This window comes from Halomonas maura (genome assembly GCF_030409305.1).
Taxonomy (GTDB): Bacteria; Pseudomonadota; Gammaproteobacteria; order Pseudomonadales; family Halomonadaceae; genus Halomonas; species Halomonas maura.
The window spans coordinates 279,025-298,704 of sequence record NZ_JAUFPQ010000017.1 but is presented as its reverse complement, the minus strand read 5'-3'; the positions used below and the strand labels follow the sequence as shown (position 1 = coordinate 298,704).

The following is a 19,680-nucleotide window of genomic DNA, read 5'->3' as shown; positions in this document are numbered from 1 at the left end:
TCAGGTCTTGTCCGGCGGGGGCGGCGGAAACGCCACGTCGAAGCCGCGGGCGTCGAGCTGGGCGATCCGGCTGGGACGCCCCTGGTCGTCCAGCTCCACCAGGCCGATACCGGCCCCGTTCCATAGCCGCTCGCCGGCCCGGGCCCGCTCCGGGTCGCGCGGGCGGATGCGCATGCGGCGGCGCTTGGTGAACCAGTTGAGTGGCGAGCGCGGCGCATAGAGCCAGCGATTGGCCCGGTCGAACCAGTCCAGCAGCGTGTCGGGGAAGGCGTTCTTGATGCCGCTGGAGGTGATCTGCCAGAGCTGCGGGCCCCGGCGACGCTGGCGGATGCGGATGTCGTAGGCGAAGGAATAGTGCACGTCGCCGGAGAGAATCACGTAGTGACCCGGCGTGCGCGAGTGGCGGAAGATGTTGAGCATCACGCCGGCCGCCCCGCGGTGGGCCATCCAGTTCTCGGCATCCACCAGCAGCGGCTTGCCGGCCAGGGTGAAGAGTTTCTGGATGGTCTCGATCAGCTTGACGCCGAACATCGGCGCCGGCGAGACGATGATCACCGAGGGCGCGTCCAGCAGTTCCTGCTGGAATTCCGAGAGCGCCTCCCAGTCCATCAGCCCGGAGGGGCGGCGGGGGTTGCGCTCGCTGCGCCAGCGTCGGGTGCGGGTGTCCAGCACCACCAGCTTGGGCGGGCCCGGCACCTGGAACTCCCAGCCCTCGAAGCGCAGCAGGTGCCGGATACAGGTGTCCTGTGCCTCGGCGGGCAGCCAGCCTTCCGGCGCGGCGCTCTCCAGCAGCGCACTGACCTCGTCCATCGGCCCGGTCAGCCGGTCGGGGTCGTTGCCCCAGCCCTGGCAGAGCAGGTAGCCCAGCAGGGCGTTGCCGATGATGCGCCGCGAGAAGGGGTGGTCGTAGGCGGTCCGTTCCCAGGCCGCGGTGAGGTTCCAGTCGTCGGTGATGTCGTGGTCGTCGAAGATCATCAGCGACGGCAGGTGGGCGAGCAGCCGGGCGGCGGCCGGCAGGCCCTCGACGAAGCGCTCGATGACCGCCTGCTCCGTGGCGAAGGTCTCGGCGTTCTCGCCGTCCAGGGAGGGCGCCGTCACCTCGACCAGGCGCCAGGGCGTGGGCGACCACACCAGCAGGTACATGGCGATGATCTCGCCGAGGGACATCAGGTGGTTGTGGGCGTTGGCCGAGGTGAAGACCGGCTTCTTGACCCCGCCGAAGAAGCGCTCCCGCAGGTCGGTGCTGCTGGTCACGTCGGGCAGCAGCGCCTCGCGCCGGTAGTAGGTCGACTCGGCCGCGTAGAGCGCCTGGCTGTCGGCCACGGTGGCCCCCTCCAGGGCCTCGTCGAACAGCCCCAGCCGCCGGATCAGCGCATGGATCGCCACCAGCATGGGGCCGGCGACGTCGTCGGCGTAGACCTGGTCGCCGGTCATCAGCAGCCAGGACGGCCATTCCCCGGGCGTGTCATGGCGCTCGGCGAGCCAGCTGTCGGCGCGCACCAGGCCGTCCGGGCCGTCATGGTGGGGGCGCCGGCACGAGCCGTGCAGCAGCCGGCGATGCCCCTCGCAGAGCACGAAGGCCGGTCGCTTGGCACCTTCGTGCAACAGGTGCGGCGCCCAGTCGGCGATGCCGGCATCGCCCCGCTCGCCGACGATGCGCAGGTCATAGGCGATGCGCACCCCCTGGGGCAGGGGGGTCGCCAGGGCCAGGTCGATCAGGTGCAGGTAGGCATGCCGGCCGAGCGGCAGGCGCCGCACGCGACTGTCGTTGAGGGTCAGCCGCCGTGGCCCATGGCCCTCGGGATGGAGGATCAGCTTGAGGGTCAGCGGCCGGGAGGCCACCAGCCAGATCAGCAGGCGGTCCGGGGTCAGCCGACGCAGCAGCGGGCCGGCCAGCACATCGGGCAGCGACTCATTGGGGGTATCGGGAGACGTCATTGTCGATCTGCAGCGTCCTTGTGTTGGCCGGCGACATGGCGAGGCGAGGGCCGGGACCCGACCGTCGCCTACTGCCATGGTAGTCGAGATGCCCCCCCGCCCGGGAGTCTCCAGCCGGCAACAGCCGGATTACCGAGAGCCGAGGGCTGGCGGGACTACCACTGCAGCGGATAGCGGCGATGGCGGGCCAGGTTGTTGACCAGGATGGCCACCAGCACCATCACCGTGCAGCCCAGGCCCACCGGCATCAGCGGGAACCACCAGCCCAGGGCATGGATGTCGGGGCCGCCGATCACCGCGACCAGGGCGGCCGCGGCCCCGGGGGGATGGACCGTGTGGGTCAGCTGCATCGCCAGCACCGACAGCGACACGGCCAGGGCGGCGGCCAGGGGCGTCGCTCCCAGCAGCTGGAAGCAGGCCACGCCCAGCAGGGCCGAGAGCAGGCTGCCGACCAGCACGTTGCGCGGCTGCGCGAAGGGGCTCTCCGGGGCGGCGTAGATCAGCACCGAGGTGGCGCCGAAGGAACCGACGATCAGCAGCTGCTGGGAGAGCCAGTGGTCACCGAGGAAGGTCACCGCGCTCATGCCGGTGAAGGCGCCCAGCCACGACCAGCTGGCATCGCGCCAGTCCACGGCACCTTGCCGCGCCCGTGTGCCGCGCATCTTGGCGAAATACGTTTTCATTATAAAAAATATATTTTGTGCATCTTCAGGGGAATAAGGATTCTGACAAGGTCGGCGCTCCGCTGCAATGGTCCGCCGCTCCCTTCTGCCTCGCCACCGGGGCTGGCATGGGACACCTGGCGCCGTGGTAGGCTGATCCCCTCGGGGACAGCGGAGCAAATCCAGTGGGGCACGATCATGGCCATCATCATCATCCGCAAGACAGCCAGCGACGCCTGGCGTGGGCCATCCTGCTCACCGGCGGCTTCATGGTGGCCGAGGTGGTGGGGGGGATCCTGTCCGGCTCCCTGGCCCTGCTCGCCGATGCCGGCCACATGCTCACCGATGCCGCGGCCCTGGCCCTGGCCTGGTTCGCCGCGGGCATCAGTCGACGTCCCGCCGATGCCCGGCGCACCTTCGGCTACCACCGGGTGCAGATCCTGGCCGCCTTCGTCAATGGCCTGACGCTGATCGCCATCGTCGTCTGGATCGCCGTCGAGGCCATCCGCCGCCTGCTCTCGCCGCTGGAGGTGGCGGGCGGCACCATGCTGGCGATCGCCGGCCTGGGGCTGGTGGTCAACCTGGTGGTGTTCCTGATCCTCCACCTGGGCGACCGCGACAACCTCAACATGCGCGGGGCCGCGCTGCACGTGCTCGGCGACCTGCTGGGCTCGGTGGCGGCGATCGTCGCCGCCCTGGTGATCCTGGCCACCGGCTGGGTGCCCATCGACCCGCTGCTCTCGCTGCTGGTGGCGGCGCTTATCCTGCGCAGTGCCTGGCGGCTGACCCGGGAGTCGGGGCACATCCTGCTGGAGGGCACGCCGGCCGAGGTGGACGTGGACCGCATCGTGGAGGAGATCCCCGAGCGCCTGGCGGCGGTGCGCGACGTGCATCACGTGCATGCCTGGTCGCTGACCCCGGGGCGTCACCTGCTGTCGCTGCACGCCGCCATCGAGGAGGATGCCGACCGGGAGCAGACCCTGGTGGCGATCAAGGCGGTGCTGCTCGAGCGCTTCGACATCGAGCATGCCACCATCCAGCTCGAGCCCGCCAACCGCTGTGCCGACGTCGGGGCCTGCGAGCACGGCGAGCCGCCCCACGCCCACGACTGAGGCGGGGCTACCAGAGCCCCAGGTGCTGGCTGAGGATGGTGGTGCCGATGCCGATCAGGATCACCCCGCCCAGCACCTCCACCCGCTGGCCGATCAGCACGCCGAGACGGCGGCCGAGCATCACCCCGAGGGTCGCCATCAGGGTGGTCGCCAGGCCGATCGCCAGGGCGGTGAGGAAGATGTTGGTCTCCATGAAGGCCAGGCCGATGCCCACGGTCAAGGCGTCGATGCTGGTGATCACCGCGGTGGCGGCCACCAGCCACCAGGCATGCCGTCGCGGGGCGGTGGCCTCGTCGACGTCGGGCGTCGACAGTCCGCCCCGGATCATGCGGATGCCCAGGGCGAGCAGCAGGACGAACACCACCCAGTGGTCCCAGGCCTGGATATAGTGGGAGGCGCCGAGGCCGATGGCCCAGCCGAGCAGCGGCGTCAGGCCCTCGACCACGCCGAAGATCAGGCCGGTGCGCAGGGCCTCGCGAAAGCGCGGATGGTCGATCACCGCGCCCTTGCCGACGGCGGCGGCGAAGGCATCGGTGGACATGGAGAAGGCCAGCAGGGTCGTGGAAAGCAGGGTCATCGGTCCGAATCCAGGCCGGGCGATTCACCACGACGGCACGACGCGCCCGGCCACGGGCGTCGCACCGTCGATGGTCTCGCCAACCCGAAGGCGCCCCTGCCACGGCATCTGGCCGACTATGTTGACAGGCGCTCTCGCACGCGCGGTGCGAGCCGGCTACTCCCCAACGAGGGTAGGGTGGTCATGGCGCGGGAGCGATAGTCCAGGGCCATGCCAATGATCGGCGAATCCTATCACCTTGTCGGGGCGCACGCATCCCGCACCTAGACGAGTCTGCTCTGGCGCAGGCGCGCCAGCGAGGCGGGCGGCGCGAAACTGTCCGCGTCGCTGGCGTCCCAGAAGTCGCTGAACACGGCATGGCGGCAGGCGCCGCCCTCGTTGAGCTCGTCGGGGGCGACGAAGTCGAACAGCGTGGCCAGGCTTCTGACCTCGTGGCGGGACACCCGCCGGATGATGTGCTCGGGGCCGAGCTCGCCGGGATGCGCGAGCCCCGCGGCGGACAGCATCTCGGCCAGGCCCTCGAGGGTGCGATCATGGAAGCGCGCGACCCGCTCGGCCTTGAGGGGGATGTCCAGCCGGCTGCCGCGCCGCCGGTCCTGGGTGGCGACCCCGCTGGGACAGCGGTCGGTATGGCAGGTGCGGGCCTGGATACAGCCCAGCGAGAACATGAAGCCCCGCGCGGAATTGCACCAGTCGGCCCCCAGCGCCAGGGTCCGGGCGATGTCGAAGGCGCTGATCACCTTGCCGGAGGCGCCGACACGGACCCGTTCGCGCAGCCCGGCGCCCACCAGGGTGTTGTGAACCAGCAGCAGGGCCTCGGTGAGCGGCATGCCCAGACGGTTGATGAACTCCAGCGGGGCGGCCCCGGTGCCGCCCTGGCCGCCGTCCACCACCACGAAGTCGGGGTGCTCGCCTTCCGCCAGCATGGCCTTGACCATGGCGAACCATTCCCAGGGGTGGCCGATGGCCAGCTTGATGCCCACCGGCTTGCCCCCCGACAGCTCGCGCAGCCGCTGGATGAAACCGATCAGCTCCCGGGGCGTGGCGAAGGCGCCGTGCGAGGCGGGCGAGATCACCTCCCGGCCGGCCGGCACGCCCCGGGTCGCGGCGATCTCGGCGGTGACCTTGGCGCCGGGGAGGATGCCGCCGTGGCCGGGCTTGGCGCCCTGGGAGAGCTTGATCTCGATCATCTTCACCGCGTCGTCGGTGGCGGCATCGCGGAAGCGCTCTGCGTCGAAGCGGCCCTCGCCGTCGCGGCAGCCGAAGTACCCGGAGCCGATCTCCCACACCAGGTCGCCGCCGCGGCGGTGGTAGGGGGCGATCCCGCCCTCGCCGGTGTCGTGGTAGAAGCCGCCGCGCCGGGCGCCGTCGTTGAGCGCGCTGATGGCGTTGGCCGAGAGGGCGCCGAAGCTCATCGCCGAGATATTGAAGACGCTGGCGGCATAGGGCCGGGGGCGGCCGGCGCCGACGCTCACCCGGAAGTCGTGGCCCTGGATGGGCGCCGGGGCCAGGGAGTGGTTCATCCATTCGTAGCCCGGGGCCTGCATGTCACGCAGCGAGCCGTAGGGCTGCTTGTCCAGCGTCCCCTTGGCGCGGCGGTACGCCAGGCTGCGCTGTTCCCGGGAGAAGGGCACCTCCTCGGTGTCGCGCTGGATGAAGTACTGGCGGATCTCGGGGCCGAAGGATTCCAGCAGGTAGCGCAGGTGGGCGGTGATCGGGTAGTTGCGGCTGACCGTATGACGGCGCTGCAGCAGGTCATGGCTGCCCAGGATGGCCAGGCCGCCGAAGACCAGCGTGGCCAGCCCCCAGGCCCAGGACGGGGCGCTGGCCAGGCCGACCAGGGAGACGGCGAGCGCGAGCAGGCTGAGGGCATAGGTCGTGTAGCGGCGGGGCAGTCGTTGCATGTCGCGCTCCTTACGGATGGGGCGGTGCCATGGCATGCCCCGGCTGGGTGGCTGTCAAACACGGGCGTGGGCATGCCGCGGGTGGACGGGTCCGTCGAGGTTCCTGGCGTGGCATTAAGGCTGCCTTAAGGAAACGGGCCCTAGGGTGGGCATCGGGACACGGATGCAGATACGAACGTCCGGCCCGTCACCCTTGTAGGAGTAGCGAACATGACCACCCTGACGTCCTCTCCCGACCGCCTGGAGACCCTCGGCGGCCACCCGCTCATCGTCTCGCCGGCTCGCACGGGCCTGTCCCCCGACAGCCCGGCGCTGACGGTGCTGACCGATTTTTCCCATACCCCGCCGCTGACCGTCTCGGCCGACACCCCGATCCTCGATGCCCGCAAGGTGATGCAGCATGGGCGCGTGCGCCTGCTGCTGGTCGTCGATGACCGGGGACGCTGCCAGGGGGTGCTCACCGCCCGCGAGGTGATCGGCGGCCGGCGCACCACCCTGGCCATGCAGCAGCGTGCCCTGCCGCGCAGCGAGGTGACCGCCGGCATGGTGCAGATCCCCTGCCAGGAGCTGGGGGCGCTGCCCCTGGAGCGGCTGGCCAACCTGACCATCGGTCAGCTGGTGCGCGACCTCGAGACCTTCGGCGACCAGCACCTGCTGGTCACCGAGACGGATCGCCGGCAGGGCCTGCGGATCCGCGGCGTGATCTCGGCCGCCGACATCGGCCGGGCGCTGGGGACCGACATGTCGAGCGTCCCCGAGGCGAGGAGCTTCGCCGATATCTGCCGCGTGGTGCTGGGGCACGATCTCTGACCGCCCTCAGCTCGCCGGGAGGCCCCAGACGCTGGCCAGCACCGCCAGCGCCTCGGCGATTACCGCCTCCTCAGCGCGCTCCCGGCACCAGATGAAGCTCAGCGCGCAGGGCAGTCGCACCCCGTCGGCGATCACCAGCCCACGCTCCTGGCGCTCGGTCATGGCCAGCGCATCGCGGGCCAGGCTGAGCCCCACCCCGGCGCGCACTACATCGAGCATGCAGGCCTCCTGATCCACCTGTGCCACGCTCCTGGGCGCCAGTCCCAGCGGGTCCAGCGCGCGACGGAGCAGGCGATGGTGGACGGAGTCGGCCGGCGTGGTGATCCACGGCAGGCTGGCCAGGCGCCGCCAGTCGGCGCCGGCCAGGCGACTCCCCCAGCCGCCCGGCGCGATGACATGGTAGTGGAACTCGGTCAGCTCGCGGCAGGCGATCCCGTCGCCGACGGCGTCCGGTCCCTCGCCGGGAGGCGCCAGGAAGAACCCCACATCCAGCTCGCCGCGGCGGACCCGCTCCAGCACGTTGCCGCTCATCGCCTGGTGGAGCTCGGTCTCCAGTTGGGGCGCGCGCTCCACCAGGCGGTTCAGGAAGGCGCCCAGACGAATGAATTCCGGGTCCACGATGGTGCCGATCCTCAGGCGCCCGCGCAGCGTCTCGTGCATCGACTGGGCGCTGATGTTGAAAGCCTGCAATGACGCGAGCGCGGCCTCCGCAGACGGCAGCAGGGCGTGACCATCGCTGGTCAGCGCGAGCCCCTGGGCGTGGCGCTGGAAGAGCGTGAGGCCCAGGGTCTCCTGCAGCTGCTTGAGTTTGAGGCTGACGGCAGGCTGGGTCAGGTGCAGCTCCTCGGCGGCGCGGGACACGCTGCCCTGATGGGCCACGGCCACGAAGGCGCGCAGGGCCTTGAGGTCATGCATGACTACCTCCCTTGGAACGATCGCTGCGGCGAGCGACAAGATATTTGTAAACCTTATATCTTGCTTTTGGCTTTCTCAATTGATTCCACACCGCCTTGAGTTAGGTTGGAGGCTACCAGGCCCGGCAGCATGGGCTATCCAGTGTGCAGTGCAACATGAGACGAGAGGCAGACATGACCACCGAGCGCATCGAGCATTATATCAATGGCAATAAGACGAATGGCGTAGACGATCGTTACCAAGACGTCACCAACCCGGCCACCGGGCAGGTGACCGGTCGGGTCGCTCTTGCCTCCGAGGCGGACGTGGATAGTGCCGTGGCCGCCGCCCAGGCCGCCTTCCCCGCCTGGGCCGACACGCCGCCGATTCGCCGAGCGCGAGTGATGTTCAAGTTTCTCGAGCTGCTGAATGCGCATAAGGACGAGCTGGCCGAAGCGATCACCCGTGAGCATGGCAAGGTGTTTACCGATGCCCAGGGCGAGGTGGCGCGCGGCATCGATATCGTTGAGTTCGCCTGTGGCATTCCGCAACTGCTCAAGGGCGACTACACCGAGCAAGTCAGCCGGGGGATCGACAACTGGACGACCCGTCAGCCGCTGGGCGTGGTCGCGGGTATCACGCCGTTCAACTTCCCGGTGATGGTGCCGATGTGGATGTTCCCGGTAGCGATTGCCGCCGGCAACAGCTTCGTGCTCAAGCCGAGCCCGCTGGATCCTAGCGCCTCGCTGATGATCGCCGATCTGCTCAAGCAGGCCGGCCTGCCGGATGGCGTCTTCAACGTGGTGCAGGGTGACAAGGACTCGGTGGCAGCGCTGATCGACCACCCCGATGTCATGGCGCTGTCCTTCGTCGGTTCCACCCCCATCGCCAATCTGATCTACGAGCGGGGCGCGCGCAACGGCAAGCGCATCCAGGCGCTGGGTGGCGCCAAGAACCACATGGTGGTGATGCCCGATGCCAACCTGGACAAGGCCGTCGATGCCCTGATCGGTGCGGCCTATGGTTCCGCCGGCGAGCGCTGCATGGCGATCAGCGTGGCGGTGCTGGTCGGCGACGTGGCCGACAAGATCGTGCCACGCCTGGCCGAGCGGGCCCGTGACCTGAAGGTCAAGAATGGCCTTGAGCTCGATGCCGAGATGGGGCCCATCGTCACCGCCCAGGCGCATCAGCGCATCAATGGCTACATCGAGAAGGGCGTGGCCGAAGGCGCCGAGATGGTCATCGATGGTCGCGATTTCGATCCGGCCACCACCGGAGAGGGCTGCGCCGAAGGCTTCTGGATGGGCGGCACCCTGTTCGACCACGTCACGCCGGAGATGACCATTTACCAGGAGGAGATCTTCGGCCCGGTACTGGCCTGTGTGCGCGTGCCGGACGTGGCCACGGCCGTTCAGCTAATCAACGATCACGAGTTCGGCAACGGCGTGAGCTGCTTCACCGAAAGCGGCAGCGTGGCCCGCGAGTTCGGTCGGCGCATCCAGGTCGGCATGGTGGGCATCAACGTGCCGATTCCGGTGCCCATGGCCTGGCACGGTTTCGGCGGCTGGAAGCGTTCGATGTTCGGCGATACCCATGCCTATGGCGAGGAAGGGGTGCGCTTCTACACCAAGCAGAAGTCGATCATGCAGCGCTGGTCGGATTCCATCGACGCGGGCGCCGAGTTCGCCATGCCGACGGCCAAATAATCCCTCCCTCCATTGACTGACTGGTATGCCGGCCGATCGGGGAGAGCCCCCGATCGGAGACCGCCCGCTAGCGGGCGGGTCGGCATGCCCAGCGAGAGCACGCCATGGCTGATCAGACCAACAATACCCATGCCTTCGACTATATCGTAGTGGGCGCCGGCACCGCCGGCTGCCTGCTCGCCAACCGCCTCAGTGCGGACCCGGCCAACCGGGTGCTGCTGATCGAGGCCGGCGGTCGCGACAACTATCACTGGATCCACATTCCGGTGGGCTACCTGTACTGCATCAACAATCCGCGGACCGACTGGCGATTCCGCACCGAGCCCGATCCCGGCTTGAACGGTCGCTCGCTGATCTATCCGCGGGGCAAGACCCTCGGTGGCTGCTCCAGCATCAATGGCATGCTTTATCTGCGCGGCCAGGCCCGCGATTACGACGGCTGGGCCGAGCTGACCGGTGACGATGCCTGGCGCTGGGACAACTGCCTGCCCGACTTCATGAAGCACGAGGATCATCATCGCCTGGATGAAGGGGGCGACGCCGACGCTGCACACCGTGACTTCCATGGCCATGGCGGCGAGTGGCGCATCGAGAAGCAGCGCCTGAAGTGGCAGGTACTGGATGATTTTGCCACCGCGGCGGTGGAGGCCGGCATCCCCCGCACCCGCGACTTCAACCGCGGCGACAACGAGGGGGTGGACTATTTCGAGGTCAACCAGCGCTCGGGCTGGCGCTGGAATACCTCCAAGGCCTTCCTGCGGGGCGTCGAGCAGCGCGGCAACCTGACGGTCTGGCATTCCACCCAGGTGCTGGGGCTCGACTTCGCGTCAGACGAGGGCGGCGAGCCCCGCTGTTGTGGGGTCACGGCCGAGCGCGCGGGAGAGAGGGTCGTGGCGACGGCAAGTCGCGAGGTGGTGCTTTCCGCCGGCGCCATCGGCTCGCCGCAGCTGCTGCAGCTCTCGGGAATCGGACCCGCTGATCTGCTGGCGGAGCACGAGATTCCCGTGGTGGCCGACCTGCCCGGCGTGGGCGAGAACCTGCAGGACCACCTGCAGATCCGCTCGGTCTACAAGGTCAAGGGAGCCAAGACGCTCAATACCATGGCCAACTCGCTGATGGGCAAGGCGAAGATCGGACTGGAATACGCCCTGAAACGCTCCGGGCCGATGAGCATGGCACCCTCCCAGCTGTGCGCCTTCACCCGAAGCTCCAAGGACTACGAGCATCCCAACCTCGAATACCACGTCCAGCCGCTGAGCCTCGAGGCCTTCGGACAGCCGCTGCATGATTTCCCGGCCATCACGGCGAGCGTGTGCAACCTCAACCCGACCAGCCGGGGCACGGTGCGCATCAAGAGTCGCGATCCGCGTATGGCGCCAGCCATCTCCCCCAACTACCTGAGCACGCCTGAGGATCGCCAGGTCGCCGCCGACTCGCTGCGGGTCACGCGGCAGATCGCCGCTCAGCCGGCCTTCGCGAAATATTCGCCGGAGGAGTTCAAGCCCGGGCTGGAGTACCAGAGCGACGAGGACCTCGTGCGGTTGGCCGGCGACATCGGCACCACCATCTTTCATCCGGTGGGCACCGCCAGGATGGGGCGCGACGACGACCCCATGGCCGTGGTGGACTCGCACCTTCGGGTCCGGGGCGTGCACGGCCTGCGGGTCGTCGATGCCAGCATCATGCCCACCATCACCAGCGGCAATACCAACTCGCCGACGCTGATGATCGCCGAGAAGGCGGCGGCGTGGATCCTCGGGGAGGCGTCATGATGCTGTCATCTATCGAAAATAGTGTTTGACCTGCGCGCCTCAAGGGGGCATGCTGCTCGCAGTTGGTTAGCAAGTCGCACATCGCAAGTGGTCATCGAAAAGCTCAATAGCGTCGGTCGCCCGGTGAAAGTTTCTTGTTTTACCCACTGCAACTCGGGTATCTCCCCGGCTACACATCACGCTATTCGAGGAATTCGATAATGGCTACCGGTACCGTCAAGTGGTTCAACGACACCAAAGGCTTCGGCTTCATCTCTCCGGACGACAACGGTGACGACCTGTTCGCTCACTTCTCCGAGATCCAAGCCGAGGGCTTCAAGTCCCTGCAGGACGGTCAGAAGGTCTCCTTCGACGTCACCCAGGGCAAGAAAGGCCTCCAGGCTTCCAACATCAAGGTCATCGACTGATCGTCGACCGCCAGTGATGTGCCGCCCCCGGGCGGCAGGACGGGGCCCGCATTCGCGGGCCCCGTTGCGTTGTGGGCGCGGTTCATAAATACCTTTTTTGCATAAGTGGATTTCTAAAAATAACTTTTTAGAATATGTCCGGGCCGTCACAATGGGTCGATTTCGACTCCCCGCTGGAATGCCCATGTCCCCGGACGCCTGGATCTCGCTCATCGTCGTCGCCGCCGTCTTTCCGCTGATGGCGCTGACGCGTGTCGGCCCCGATATGGTGCTGCTGGGAGCCTTGGTCCTGCTGGTCAGCCTGGGCGTCGTCGATCCCCAGCAGGCCCTGGGCGGCTTCTCCAGCAGCGGCCTGTTCACCGTGGCGTTCATGTACGTGCTGGTGGCCAGCATCCGCGAGACCGGCGGCATCGACCTGATCATCCGCTACGTGCTGGGCCGTCCCCGGGGCGAGCGCCGCGCCCTGGCGCGACTGATCCTGCCGGTGGCCCCGCTCAGCGGCTTCCTCAACAATACGCCGGTGGTGGCCGCCTTCATCCCGGCCGTGCTCAGCTGGAGTCGACGGTTGCGGCTGCCGGCCCATCGGCTGCTGATGCCGCTGAGCTTCGCCTCCATCCTCGGCGGCACCATCACCCTGCTGGGCACCAGCACCAACCTGGTGGTCCACGGCCTGCTGATCGACCGCTACCCCGAACTCGCCATGGGGCTCTTCGACATCGCCTGGGTGGGCGTGCCGGTGGCCGTGGTGGGCCTGGCCTACCTGCTGCTGGTCGGACAGCGCCTGTTGCCGCCTCGCCAGGGGGCCGCCGAGGTCTTCGAGAACCCCCGGGAGTTCACCATCGAGATGGAGGTCGACCCGGCCGGACCGCTGGTCGACAGGAGCGTGGAGGAGGCCGGTCTGCGCCACCTGGAGGAACTGTTCCTGGTGGAGATCGAGCGCGACGGCAATGTGGTCAGCGTGGTCGGCCCCGGGGAGCGCCTCAAGGGGCGCGACCGGCTGGTGTTCGCCGGCACCTCCGCCGGGGCGGTGGAGTTGCAGCAGATCCGTGGCTTGATCCCCTCGCACCACGGCGAGTCCAGCCTGCAGAAGGACTTCAAGGAGCGCCGCCTGGTCGAGGCGGTGGTCTCCGACCAGTGCCAGTTCATCGGCCGGCGCATCCGTGACGGCCACTTCCGCACCCTGTATGGCGCGGCGGTGCTGGCGGTGTGCCGTGGCGGCGAGCGAGTGGCCGGCAACCTCGGCCAGATTCGCCTGCAGCCCGCCGACGTGCTGCTGCTCGAGGCCCGCCCGCCGTTCATCGAGCGCCACCGCCAGTCGCGGGACTTCCTGCTGATCAGCCAGGTCAACGGCGCGGCGCGACCCGCCCACGAGCGCGCCTGGCTGGCCTGGAGCATCCTGGTCGGGGTGGTCCTGCTCGCCACCACCGGGGTGACGAGCATGATGAATGCCGCCATGCTCGGCGCCGCCGCCTCGGTGCTCTGCGGCTGCTGTTCGATCAGTGCCGCCAAGCGTGGCCTCGACACCCAGGTGCTGTTGACCATCGCCGCCTCCTTCGGCCTGGGGGCGGCCCTGGAAGGCTCGGGGGCGGCCGCCACGCTGGCCGGGGCGGCGATGGGCCTGGTCGACGGCAACCCCTGGTGGCTGCTGATCGGCAGCTACCTGGTGGTGGCCATGCTCACCGAACTGGTCACCAACAACGCCGCCGCGGTGATCACCTTCCCGGTGGTGATGGCCGGGGCCGAGAGCCTCGGCGTCAGTCCGATGCCCTTCGTGGTGGCGGTGATGTTCGCCGCCTCGGCGAGCTTCCTGACGCCGATCGGCTACCAGACCAACCTGATGGTCTACGGCCCCGGCGGCTATCGGGTGAGCGACTACCTGCGGGTCGGCGCGCCGCTCAACCTGCTGAGCGCGGTGGTGGCGATGGTGCTGATCCCCCTCGTCTGGCCCTTCTAGGGCCTCGCCGTGGCCGGCGCTTTGCGCTAGGGTGGCGCTTTTGCCCCGGGAGACGACCCCATGAGCGAACCCGACGAGTTGATCATCGAGCCCCGCGGCGGCAAGCCCGCCGATGCCTGCGTCTTCATCCTCCATGGCCTCGGCGCCGATGGCCATGACTTCGAGCCCTTGGTGCCGGCGCTGTCGCTGCCCGAGGCGGCCAGCGTGCGCTTCATCCTGCCCCATGCCCCGCGCCTGGCGGTGACCATCAACGGCGGCATGGTGATGCCGGCCTGGTACGACATCAAGGAGATGAGTCTCGACCGCCGGGTGGACGAGGCCCAGCTCAAGGCCTCCGCGGCGCGCATCCAGGCGCTGGTCCACGAGCAGATCCAGCATGGCATCCCCGCCGAGCGCATCATCCTGGCCGGCTTCTCCCAGGGCGGTGCGGTGGCCTACCAGGCGGCCCTGACCTTTCCCGAGCGCCTCGGCGGCCTGCTGGCCATGTCCACCTACCTCGCCACCGCCGATAGCCTCGAGCCGGCCCCGGCCAACCGCGAGCTGCCCATCGAGATCCACCACGGCCACCTCGACCCGGTGGTGCCCGAGGTCCTGGGCCGGGCCGCCTGCGACCGGCTCTCGGCCATGGGCTACCCGGTCCACTATCGCCAGTATCCGATGGCCCATGCGGTCTGTCCCCAGCAGGTCGCCGACATCGGCCCTTGGCTGTCCGAACGGTTGGCGCGCTGACGCCGGGGCAGGGGAGAAGACGGCTTGGACGCATCGCGCTGTGACGCCTCCTGCCGGGGACGCTGGCGGGCCTGCCTGCGCAGCGCCCGCCCCAACTTCCTGGTGTTGGCGCCGCTGTGCGCCGGCCTGTCGGTTCTGACGGCTCGCCTCGAGGGCGTGCCAGTGGCCCGGGTGGACAGCCTGCTGGTGCTGCTGGCCGCGCTGCTGGCCCATGCCGCGGTCAACCTCTTCAACGAGCACCATGACTTCTCAAGCGGCCTGGACGCCATCACCCGGCGCACGCCCTTCTCCGGGGGCAGCGGCGCCCTGCCGGCCCGGCCGGCGGCGGCCCCGCTGGTGTGGCGGGCCGCCGCCGCCTGCCTGGGCGGGGTGGTGGTGATCGGCGGCTGGTTCCTGTGGCGGTCGGGGCCGTGGCTGCTGCTCTACGGCCTGCTGGGCCTGGGCCTGGTGGTGGCCTATACCGGGCTGCTGACGCATCGCCCCTGGCTGTGCCTGCTGGCCCCGGGCCTGGGCTTCGGCACCCTGATGGTGGTAGGCGCGCATCAGGCCCTGACCGGCCATGTCTCGTCCCTGGCCGTCGCCGTTTCCCTGGTGCCGACCCTGCTGGTCTGCGCCCTGCTGCTGCTCAACCAGGTCCCGGATATCGACGCCGACCGCCGGGTCGGCCGGCGTCACCTGGCCATCGTGCTGGGACGGCGGCGTGCCGGGCGGCTGGCGGGCGTGCTGATAGTGGCGGCCTTCCTGGTGGTGCCGGCCGGGGGCCTGGCCGGCCTGCTGCCGGCGACCACCTGGCTGATCTGGCTGCTGTTGCCGGTGGTCGTCTGGCTGGTGCACGGCCTGTGGCGGCTGAGCGAGGCCGACGGCGAGGCGGCGCTCGTGCCCTGGCTGGGGGTCAACGTGGCCCTCCAGCTCGGCACCCTGGCGCTGCTCAACCTGGGGCTCTGGCTGGCCGGCTGAGCCCGGCCCCGTGGCGGCTCGACGACGGCTCCGCCACGGGGCATCATGCGTGGTGACAAGGATGCCGACGATGTGGCCGCACGGCGGGACCTGCAGGCCCCGGCCGGCGCTTGTGCGTGTGCCTCGCGTGCGTCTGCGCTAGGGTAGAACGATAGCGGCACGATTCCCTGTCAATGCGGAGACCCCAAGGATGCGGGGCATGTCACGAATTCTGGACAAGTGGCGCCGGCGACGATCCCCGCCGGCCACCAGCCTGCCCGAGCGGCTCTACGCGCATTTCCCGGGCGCGGTGATGCTGCTGGATGCCCATGGGGTGATCCTCGAGGTCAACCCCTCGGTGGTGCCCGTTACGGGGCATGCCGCCGCATCGCTGGTGGGGCGACGCGTCACCCTCCTGGACGAGCAGCCGCTGCGCGGCCCGCTGTCCCGGGCCCTGGCGGATTGTGTCCAGCAGCGCCAGCCCTGGCGCGGACTCTTGCACTGCCGCCATGCCGACGGTCGGCGGCTTCACCTGGATACCCTCATCCAGCCGCTGGCCGAGGGGTCCCACGACACCTCCCGCCTGCTGCTGATCCAGCACGATGTCGGTACCCATCTCGAGCCGGCCATCGCCGACCGGGCCCGCCTGGACCGGCTGGAGGCGGTCGTGACCGGCCTGCCGGGCGTGGTCTTCCAGCTGCATCAGGCGCCGCGAGGGGCGCTGTCCTTCGGCTACCTGAGCGAGGGGCTGACCGCGCTGTGCGGGCTGGCCCCCGACGCCGTGAAGGCATCCCCCGAACGGCTGCTCGATCGGCTGGTCGGCGATGATCGCCAGGCCCTGACCAATGCGCTGGCCCAGTCGTCGGTGAGCCTCGAGGCGTTTCAGCTGGCCGTTCGCATCGAGACTCCCGCTGGCGTGCGCTGGGTGGAGGCCACGGCGGGTGTGCGGCGCGACGCCGAGGGCGGCACGCTCTGGGACGGCTGGATGCAGGATGTCACTCGGCGCAAGGAGGCGGAGCGGCGCACCCAGCAGCTGATCAGCACCGACATGCTGACCGGCATGCTCAACCGGCGGGCCTTCTTCGCCAATGGCGAGGCGGTGCTGGCCCATGCCGCCCGCCAGGGTCGCCGGGTGCCGGTGGCGATGATCGACCTCGACCACTTCAAGGCGCTCAATGACACCCATGGCCATGCGGCCGGCGATATCGCCTTGCAGCGTTTCGCCACGACCTGCCGAGACAGCCTGCGTCCCTACGACCTGATCGGTCGTCTCGGCGGGGAGGAATTCGCGGTCATGCTGGTGGATAGCGATCCGGAGGAGGCCTGGAGCGTGCTGGAGCGCCTGCGGCAGGCCGTGGCGGACAACGAGCTGGTGCTGGGCGGCGAGACGCTGCATTTCACGGTCAGCATGGGAATGGCCTTCCTCGACCCGGGAGGGGATCTCGGCGAGGCGCTGAGTCGGGCCGACCACGCCCTCTACCGGGCCAAGCGAGCGGGGCGCAACCGCATCGTCTTTCCCGAGCAGGTGACCTGAGGCACTGACCGGCCAGTCCGCTGTCCCATGGGTCAAGATACCGTCATCAACCCCGCGCAACAGGAGCAGCCGATGTCACTCTCCGAGGATTTCCGTCTACCGGTGGCGTGCCCGAACTGTGGCAGTCACCTGATGCGAGTCTCCAGTGTCAAGAACCCCGACGACCAGGTGCATTGCGCCTCCTGCCAGCGCTTCGTCTGCCTGTATCACGAGGCCCAGACGGTGCTCCGCCACGGGCCCGGCAGTCAGAGCGAGGCATTGATCGAGAAGGCCGTGAATCGCGGTCACTGAGCGGGCGCAGCGGGAGGGCGGGTCGACGCCGGGGCGTCGACCCGCCGCGTTCAGAGCAGCTCCTCGCCGGCCAGCGCCAGGCGCGAGCGTTCCACGCTCTGGAGGGTGACATGGCCGGCATGGGGCCAGTCGCGGAAGTGTTGCACCACCGCCGCCATGCCGCAGGTGTTGGCGGTGAGATAGGGCGTGTCGATCTGGCCCACGTTGCCCAGGCAGACGATCTTCGTGTTGCGTCCGGCCCGGGTGATCAGGGACTTGAGCTGCTTGGGCGTGAAGTTCTGGGCCTCGTCGATGATCAGGAAGGTGTCGTTGAGGGTCCGGCCGCGCATGAAGCCGGGAGCGCGGATCTGTACCCTCGAGCCGAGCAGCTGGCGCGTCGCCTCCTGGTTCCAGGTGGAGCTGCCGTCATGCTCGTCGCGCAGCAGGTTGTCCATGTTGTCATGGAAGGCGCCCATCCAGGGCGACATCTTCTCCTCTTCGGTGCCGGGCAGGTAGCCGATGTCCTCGCTCATGGAGATAGGGGCCCGGGTGAACACCACGCGCTCGAAGCGCTTGCCGTCCAGCGTCTGCTGGAAGGCCGCGGCCAGGGTCATGAAGGTCTTGCCGGTGCCTGCACTGCCGGCGATGGTCACCAGGTCGATGCTTTCGTCCATCAGCAGGTTGAGGGTGAAGTTCTGGCGGCTGTCATGGGCATGCACGCCCCACACGCTGGCGCCATGCCGGTAGTTGGTCAGTAGCTCCAGATGGGCGTGACGGGGGCCCAGGTCGCGGACCACCGCCTCGAAGCTGGCCCCGTCGTCGCTGTCCGAAACCAGCATGCCGAGATGCCAGTCCGTGGGGATCTCGCCGGCCAGGCGGTAGACGACGTGGCCATCCTCGCGCTCGACCTTGACCTCGGTCTTGAGGGTCTCCCACAGGCCGCTGCCATCCTGGCCGGCCTCGGGATAGACCCGGGCACCGCCGATCATGGCATCGCTGTCGTCGAAGGCGCGATCGGTGAGGTAGTCCTCCACCGGCACGCCGAGGGCCGCGGCCTTGACCCGCAGGTTGATGTCCTTGGTGACCAGGACCACCGAGGCGTCGGGACGCTCGTCGCGCAGTCGGCAGGTCTCGGCGAGCAGTCGGTTGTCGGGGCTGTCCTCCAGGTTGTCCGGGACCGAGAGATTGTCGTAGCACAGCAGGCGTAGTCGACCCTCGGGGCCGGTGAGCCGGGTGATGGGAATGCCATCGCGGATCTGGCCGATGTCGACGTTGGCGGTGAGGTCCGAGAGGGTCCGGCTGACCTGCCGGGCGGTGCGGGCGATTTCGCGGATGCCGTTCTTGTGCTTGTCGAGCTCCTCGAGCACGGTCATGGGAATGACCACTTCGTGCTCATCGAACTGATAGAGGGCGGCGGGATCATGGATCAAGACGTTGGTGTCCAGCACGTAAAGCCTGGTGGCCTTCTTGTCGATGCGTACCATCGGCGCAGCTCTCCTGATAGTCACCGGATCGACGTCAAACATGACGCCTCGATGTCGACACTGTCAGCGCCGGATGTCAGTTCCGTGACAGGGCGCGATGTGCCGGTCTGCTGGTTTGTGGTGAGCACCTCCCATTGTCATACGACCGCAATACTTGCTTATTGGCTCCCAGCATGGCCCATCCTTGCGGCTTTGCACAATTGCCGGCCTCAACGCTGGCGACGGTTGCCTGCCGCCGGGACTCGCGCAGCACTGCCCGCGGGGCCCCGGCATACCGGTGGTCGAGGGGAGACCGCCTCGGCAACCACCGGGGCGTGACGATGGGATCGGGTCGATGGCTGCCAGGGTGGGCCGGGGGGCACGGGGCGCCGATGGGAGGAAGCGCGACATGAGCCTGATCCGGGCTTGATCGATGCGACACGTCTCGAAGCCTTGTTCGGGGCGCGCGAGGCCTCGCCACGGGAGGGCGCGCGGGCGGCCCTCGAACGCATCGCCCGCGTCAACGACAAGGTGAATGCCTGCGTCCACGTGGATCACGAGGGCGCCGCGGCGGCGGCCAGGCCGCGGCCCGTCCGTGGCGGGGTCAGGCCCGGAGCATCACCCGGTCGTCCTCGAAGCAGACCGTCCAGCAGCGCAGCCGCACCGCCTCGTCTTCCAGGCACTGGCCGTCGTCGAGGCGGAAGTGCTGCTTGTAGATCGGTGAGGCCACCACCGGCGCCCCCGAGAGGTCGCCGACGATGCCGCGGGCGATGACGTTGGCGCCCGAGAAGGGATCGTGATGGTCCACGGCGTAGAGCTCGGTGGCATGGCCGGGCAGGTAGAACAGGGCCACCTGGGCCGGTCCCTCGGGCGTCTCGATCCAGGCGGCGACGCCGGAGAAGGGCACCAGGTCGGCCTTGGTGCACAGGGGTTGCCAGGTCTGGGTCATGGTCGGGGCTTCTGCAGTTGCGATGGTCATAGATTGGTAGTCCTCGCGATGATGTCGAGAAAT

At 68.8% G+C, this 19,680-nt stretch carries 17 protein-coding genes; 10 read left to right on the top strand and 7 right to left on the bottom strand.

The window, feature by feature from the left end:
* Together QWY76_RS11420 and QWY76_RS11415 are read right to left on the bottom strand one after the other, a co-directional pair.
* Positions 1 to 1,938 (bottom strand): alkaline phosphatase D family protein, encoded by a 1,938-nt coding sequence (locus QWY76_RS11420; protein WP_290311333.1) that lies wholly within the window; start codon positions 1,936 to 1,938, stop codon positions 1 to 3.
* Between the two features lie 155 nt (positions 1,939 to 2,093).
* Positions 2,094 to 2,621 (bottom strand): HPP family protein, encoded by a 528-nt coding sequence (locus QWY76_RS11415; protein WP_290311332.1) that lies wholly within the window; start codon positions 2,619 to 2,621, stop codon positions 2,094 to 2,096.
* A 164-nt stretch (positions 2,622 to 2,785) separates the two neighbouring features.
* Between QWY76_RS11415 and QWY76_RS11410 the strand changes: the two genes are divergently transcribed.
* Positions 2,786 to 3,712, top strand: coding sequence for a cation diffusion facilitator family transporter (locus QWY76_RS11410; protein ID WP_290311331.1), 927 nt, complete (start codon positions 2,786 to 2,788; stop codon positions 3,710 to 3,712).
* A 7-nt stretch (positions 3,713 to 3,719) separates the two neighbouring features.
* Here QWY76_RS11410 and mntP read toward each other — a convergent pair whose 3' ends face one another.
* On the bottom strand, positions 3,720 to 4,289 hold the full coding sequence (gene mntP / locus QWY76_RS11405) for a manganese efflux pump MntP (protein WP_290311330.1): 570 nt from the start codon (positions 4,287 to 4,289) through the stop codon (positions 3,720 to 3,722).
* A gap of 263 nt (positions 4,290 to 4,552) precedes the next feature.
* The gene (locus QWY76_RS11400) at positions 4,553 to 6,193 is read right to left on the bottom strand and encodes an FMN-binding glutamate synthase family protein (RefSeq protein ID WP_290311329.1); all 1,641 of its coding nucleotides are present in this window, start codon (positions 6,191 to 6,193) and stop codon (positions 4,553 to 4,555) included.
* A 210-nt stretch (positions 6,194 to 6,403) separates the two neighbouring features.
* Between QWY76_RS11400 and QWY76_RS11395 the strand changes: the two genes are divergently transcribed.
* On the top strand, positions 6,404 to 7,003 hold the full coding sequence (locus tag QWY76_RS11395; RefSeq protein ID WP_290311328.1) for a CBS domain-containing protein: 600 nt from the start codon (positions 6,404 to 6,406) through the stop codon (positions 7,001 to 7,003).
* A gap of 6 nt (positions 7,004 to 7,009) precedes the next feature.
* Here QWY76_RS11395 and QWY76_RS11390 read toward each other — a convergent pair whose 3' ends face one another.
* Positions 7,010 to 7,918 carry a LysR family transcriptional regulator gene (locus QWY76_RS11390; RefSeq protein ID WP_290311327.1) on the bottom strand — a complete coding sequence of 303 codons (909 nt, stop codon included), beginning with the start codon at positions 7,916 to 7,918 and terminating at the stop codon, positions 7,010 to 7,012.
* Positions 7,919 to 8,091: 173 nt separating this feature from the next.
* Here QWY76_RS11390 and QWY76_RS11385 point away from each other — a divergent pair, with 173 nt between their 5' ends.
* The 8 genes from QWY76_RS11385 to QWY76_RS11350 all read left to right on the top strand — a co-directional run bounded on the left by QWY76_RS11385 (position 8,092) and on the right by QWY76_RS11350 (position 17,226).
* A complete protein-coding gene (locus tag QWY76_RS11385; RefSeq protein WP_290311326.1) occupies positions 8,092 to 9,603 on the top strand; it encodes a CoA-acylating methylmalonate-semialdehyde dehydrogenase in 1,512 nt (503 codons plus the stop codon).
* Positions 9,604 to 9,707: 104 nt separating this feature from the next.
* Positions 9,708 to 11,375 carry a GMC family oxidoreductase gene (locus tag QWY76_RS11380; RefSeq protein WP_290311325.1) on the top strand — a complete coding sequence of 556 codons (1,668 nt, stop codon included), beginning with the start codon at positions 9,708 to 9,710 and terminating at the stop codon, positions 11,373 to 11,375.
* 200 nt (positions 11,376 to 11,575) lie between these two features.
* A complete protein-coding gene (locus QWY76_RS11375; protein ID WP_126484220.1) occupies positions 11,576 to 11,782 on the top strand; it encodes a cold-shock protein in 207 nt (68 codons plus the stop codon).
* 184 nt (positions 11,783 to 11,966) lie between these two features.
* A complete protein-coding gene (locus QWY76_RS11370) occupies positions 11,967 to 13,736 on the top strand; it encodes an SLC13 family permease (RefSeq protein ID WP_290311322.1) in 1,770 nt (589 codons plus the stop codon).
* A gap of 60 nt (positions 13,737 to 13,796) precedes the next feature.
* On the top strand, positions 13,797 to 14,465 hold the full coding sequence (locus tag QWY76_RS11365) for an alpha/beta hydrolase (protein ID WP_290311321.1): 669 nt from the start codon (positions 13,797 to 13,799) through the stop codon (positions 14,463 to 14,465).
* Positions 14,466 to 14,489: 24 nt separating this feature from the next.
* On the top strand, positions 14,490 to 15,422 hold the full coding sequence (locus tag QWY76_RS11360; RefSeq protein WP_290311320.1) for a prenyltransferase: 933 nt from the start codon (positions 14,490 to 14,492) through the stop codon (positions 15,420 to 15,422).
* 199 nt (positions 15,423 to 15,621) lie between these two features.
* Positions 15,622 to 16,935, top strand: a complete 1,314-nt coding sequence (locus tag QWY76_RS11355) for a sensor domain-containing diguanylate cyclase (RefSeq protein WP_290311319.1) — start codon at positions 15,622 to 15,624, stop codon at positions 16,933 to 16,935.
* Positions 16,936 to 17,007: 72 nt separating this feature from the next.
* Positions 17,008 to 17,226 carry a hypothetical protein gene (locus QWY76_RS11350; protein WP_290311317.1) on the top strand — a complete coding sequence of 73 codons (219 nt, stop codon included), beginning with the start codon at positions 17,008 to 17,010 and terminating at the stop codon, positions 17,224 to 17,226.
* Positions 17,227 to 17,276: 50 nt separating this feature from the next.
* Here QWY76_RS11350 and QWY76_RS11345 read toward each other — a convergent pair whose 3' ends face one another.
* A complete protein-coding gene (locus QWY76_RS11345) occupies positions 17,277 to 18,689 on the bottom strand; it encodes a PhoH family protein (protein ID WP_290311315.1) in 1,413 nt (470 codons plus the stop codon).
* A 583-nt stretch (positions 18,690 to 19,272) separates the two neighbouring features.
* Positions 19,273 to 19,647 carry a nitrite reductase small subunit NirD gene (gene nirD / locus QWY76_RS11340; RefSeq protein ID WP_290311314.1) on the bottom strand — a complete coding sequence of 125 codons (375 nt, stop codon included), beginning with the start codon at positions 19,645 to 19,647 and terminating at the stop codon, positions 19,273 to 19,275.
* Between the last annotated feature and the right edge of the window lie 33 nt (positions 19,648 to 19,680).

What these genes read in the sequence shown, in the direction of transcription:
- QWY76_RS11380 (WP_290311325.1), top strand. Translation starts at nt 9,708, where the DNA reads ATGGCTGATCAGACCAACAATACCCATGCCTTCGACTATATCGTAGTG.
- QWY76_RS11400 (WP_290311329.1), bottom strand. Translation starts at nt 6,193, where the DNA reads ATGCAACGACTGCCCCGCCGCTACACGACCTATGCCCTCAGCCTGCTC.
- QWY76_RS11415 (WP_290311332.1), bottom strand. Translation starts at nt 2,621, where the DNA reads ATGAAAACGTATTTCGCCAAGATGCGCGGCACACGGGCGCGGCAAGGT.
- QWY76_RS11365 (WP_290311321.1), top strand. Translation starts at nt 13,797, where the DNA reads ATGAGCGAACCCGACGAGTTGATCATCGAGCCCCGCGGCGGCAAGCCC.
- QWY76_RS11420 (WP_290311333.1), bottom strand. Translation starts at nt 1,938, where the DNA reads ATGACGTCTCCCGATACCCCCAATGAGTCGCTGCCCGATGTGCTGGCC.
- QWY76_RS11370 (WP_290311322.1), top strand. Translation starts at nt 11,967, where the DNA reads ATGTCCCCGGACGCCTGGATCTCGCTCATCGTCGTCGCCGCCGTCTTT.
- mntP (WP_290311330.1), bottom strand. Translation starts at nt 4,289, where the DNA reads ATGACCCTGCTTTCCACGACCCTGCTGGCCTTCTCCATGTCCACCGAT.
- QWY76_RS11350 (WP_290311317.1), top strand. Translation starts at nt 17,008, where the DNA reads ATGTCACTCTCCGAGGATTTCCGTCTACCGGTGGCGTGCCCGAACTGT.
- QWY76_RS11345 (WP_290311315.1), bottom strand. Translation starts at nt 18,689, where the DNA reads ATGGTACGCATCGACAAGAAGGCCACCAGGCTTTACGTGCTGGACACC.
- QWY76_RS11375 (WP_126484220.1), top strand. Translation starts at nt 11,576, where the DNA reads ATGGCTACCGGTACCGTCAAGTGGTTCAACGACACCAAAGGCTTCGGC.
- QWY76_RS11385 (WP_290311326.1), top strand. Translation starts at nt 8,092, where the DNA reads ATGACCACCGAGCGCATCGAGCATTATATCAATGGCAATAAGACGAAT.
- nirD (WP_290311314.1), bottom strand. Translation starts at nt 19,647, where the DNA reads ATGACCATCGCAACTGCAGAAGCCCCGACCATGACCCAGACCTGGCAA.
- QWY76_RS11355 (WP_290311319.1), top strand. Translation starts at nt 15,622, where the DNA reads ATGTCACGAATTCTGGACAAGTGGCGCCGGCGACGATCCCCGCCGGCC.
- QWY76_RS11395 (WP_290311328.1), top strand. Translation starts at nt 6,404, where the DNA reads ATGACCACCCTGACGTCCTCTCCCGACCGCCTGGAGACCCTCGGCGGC.
- QWY76_RS11390 (WP_290311327.1), bottom strand. Translation starts at nt 7,918, where the DNA reads ATGCATGACCTCAAGGCCCTGCGCGCCTTCGTGGCCGTGGCCCATCAG.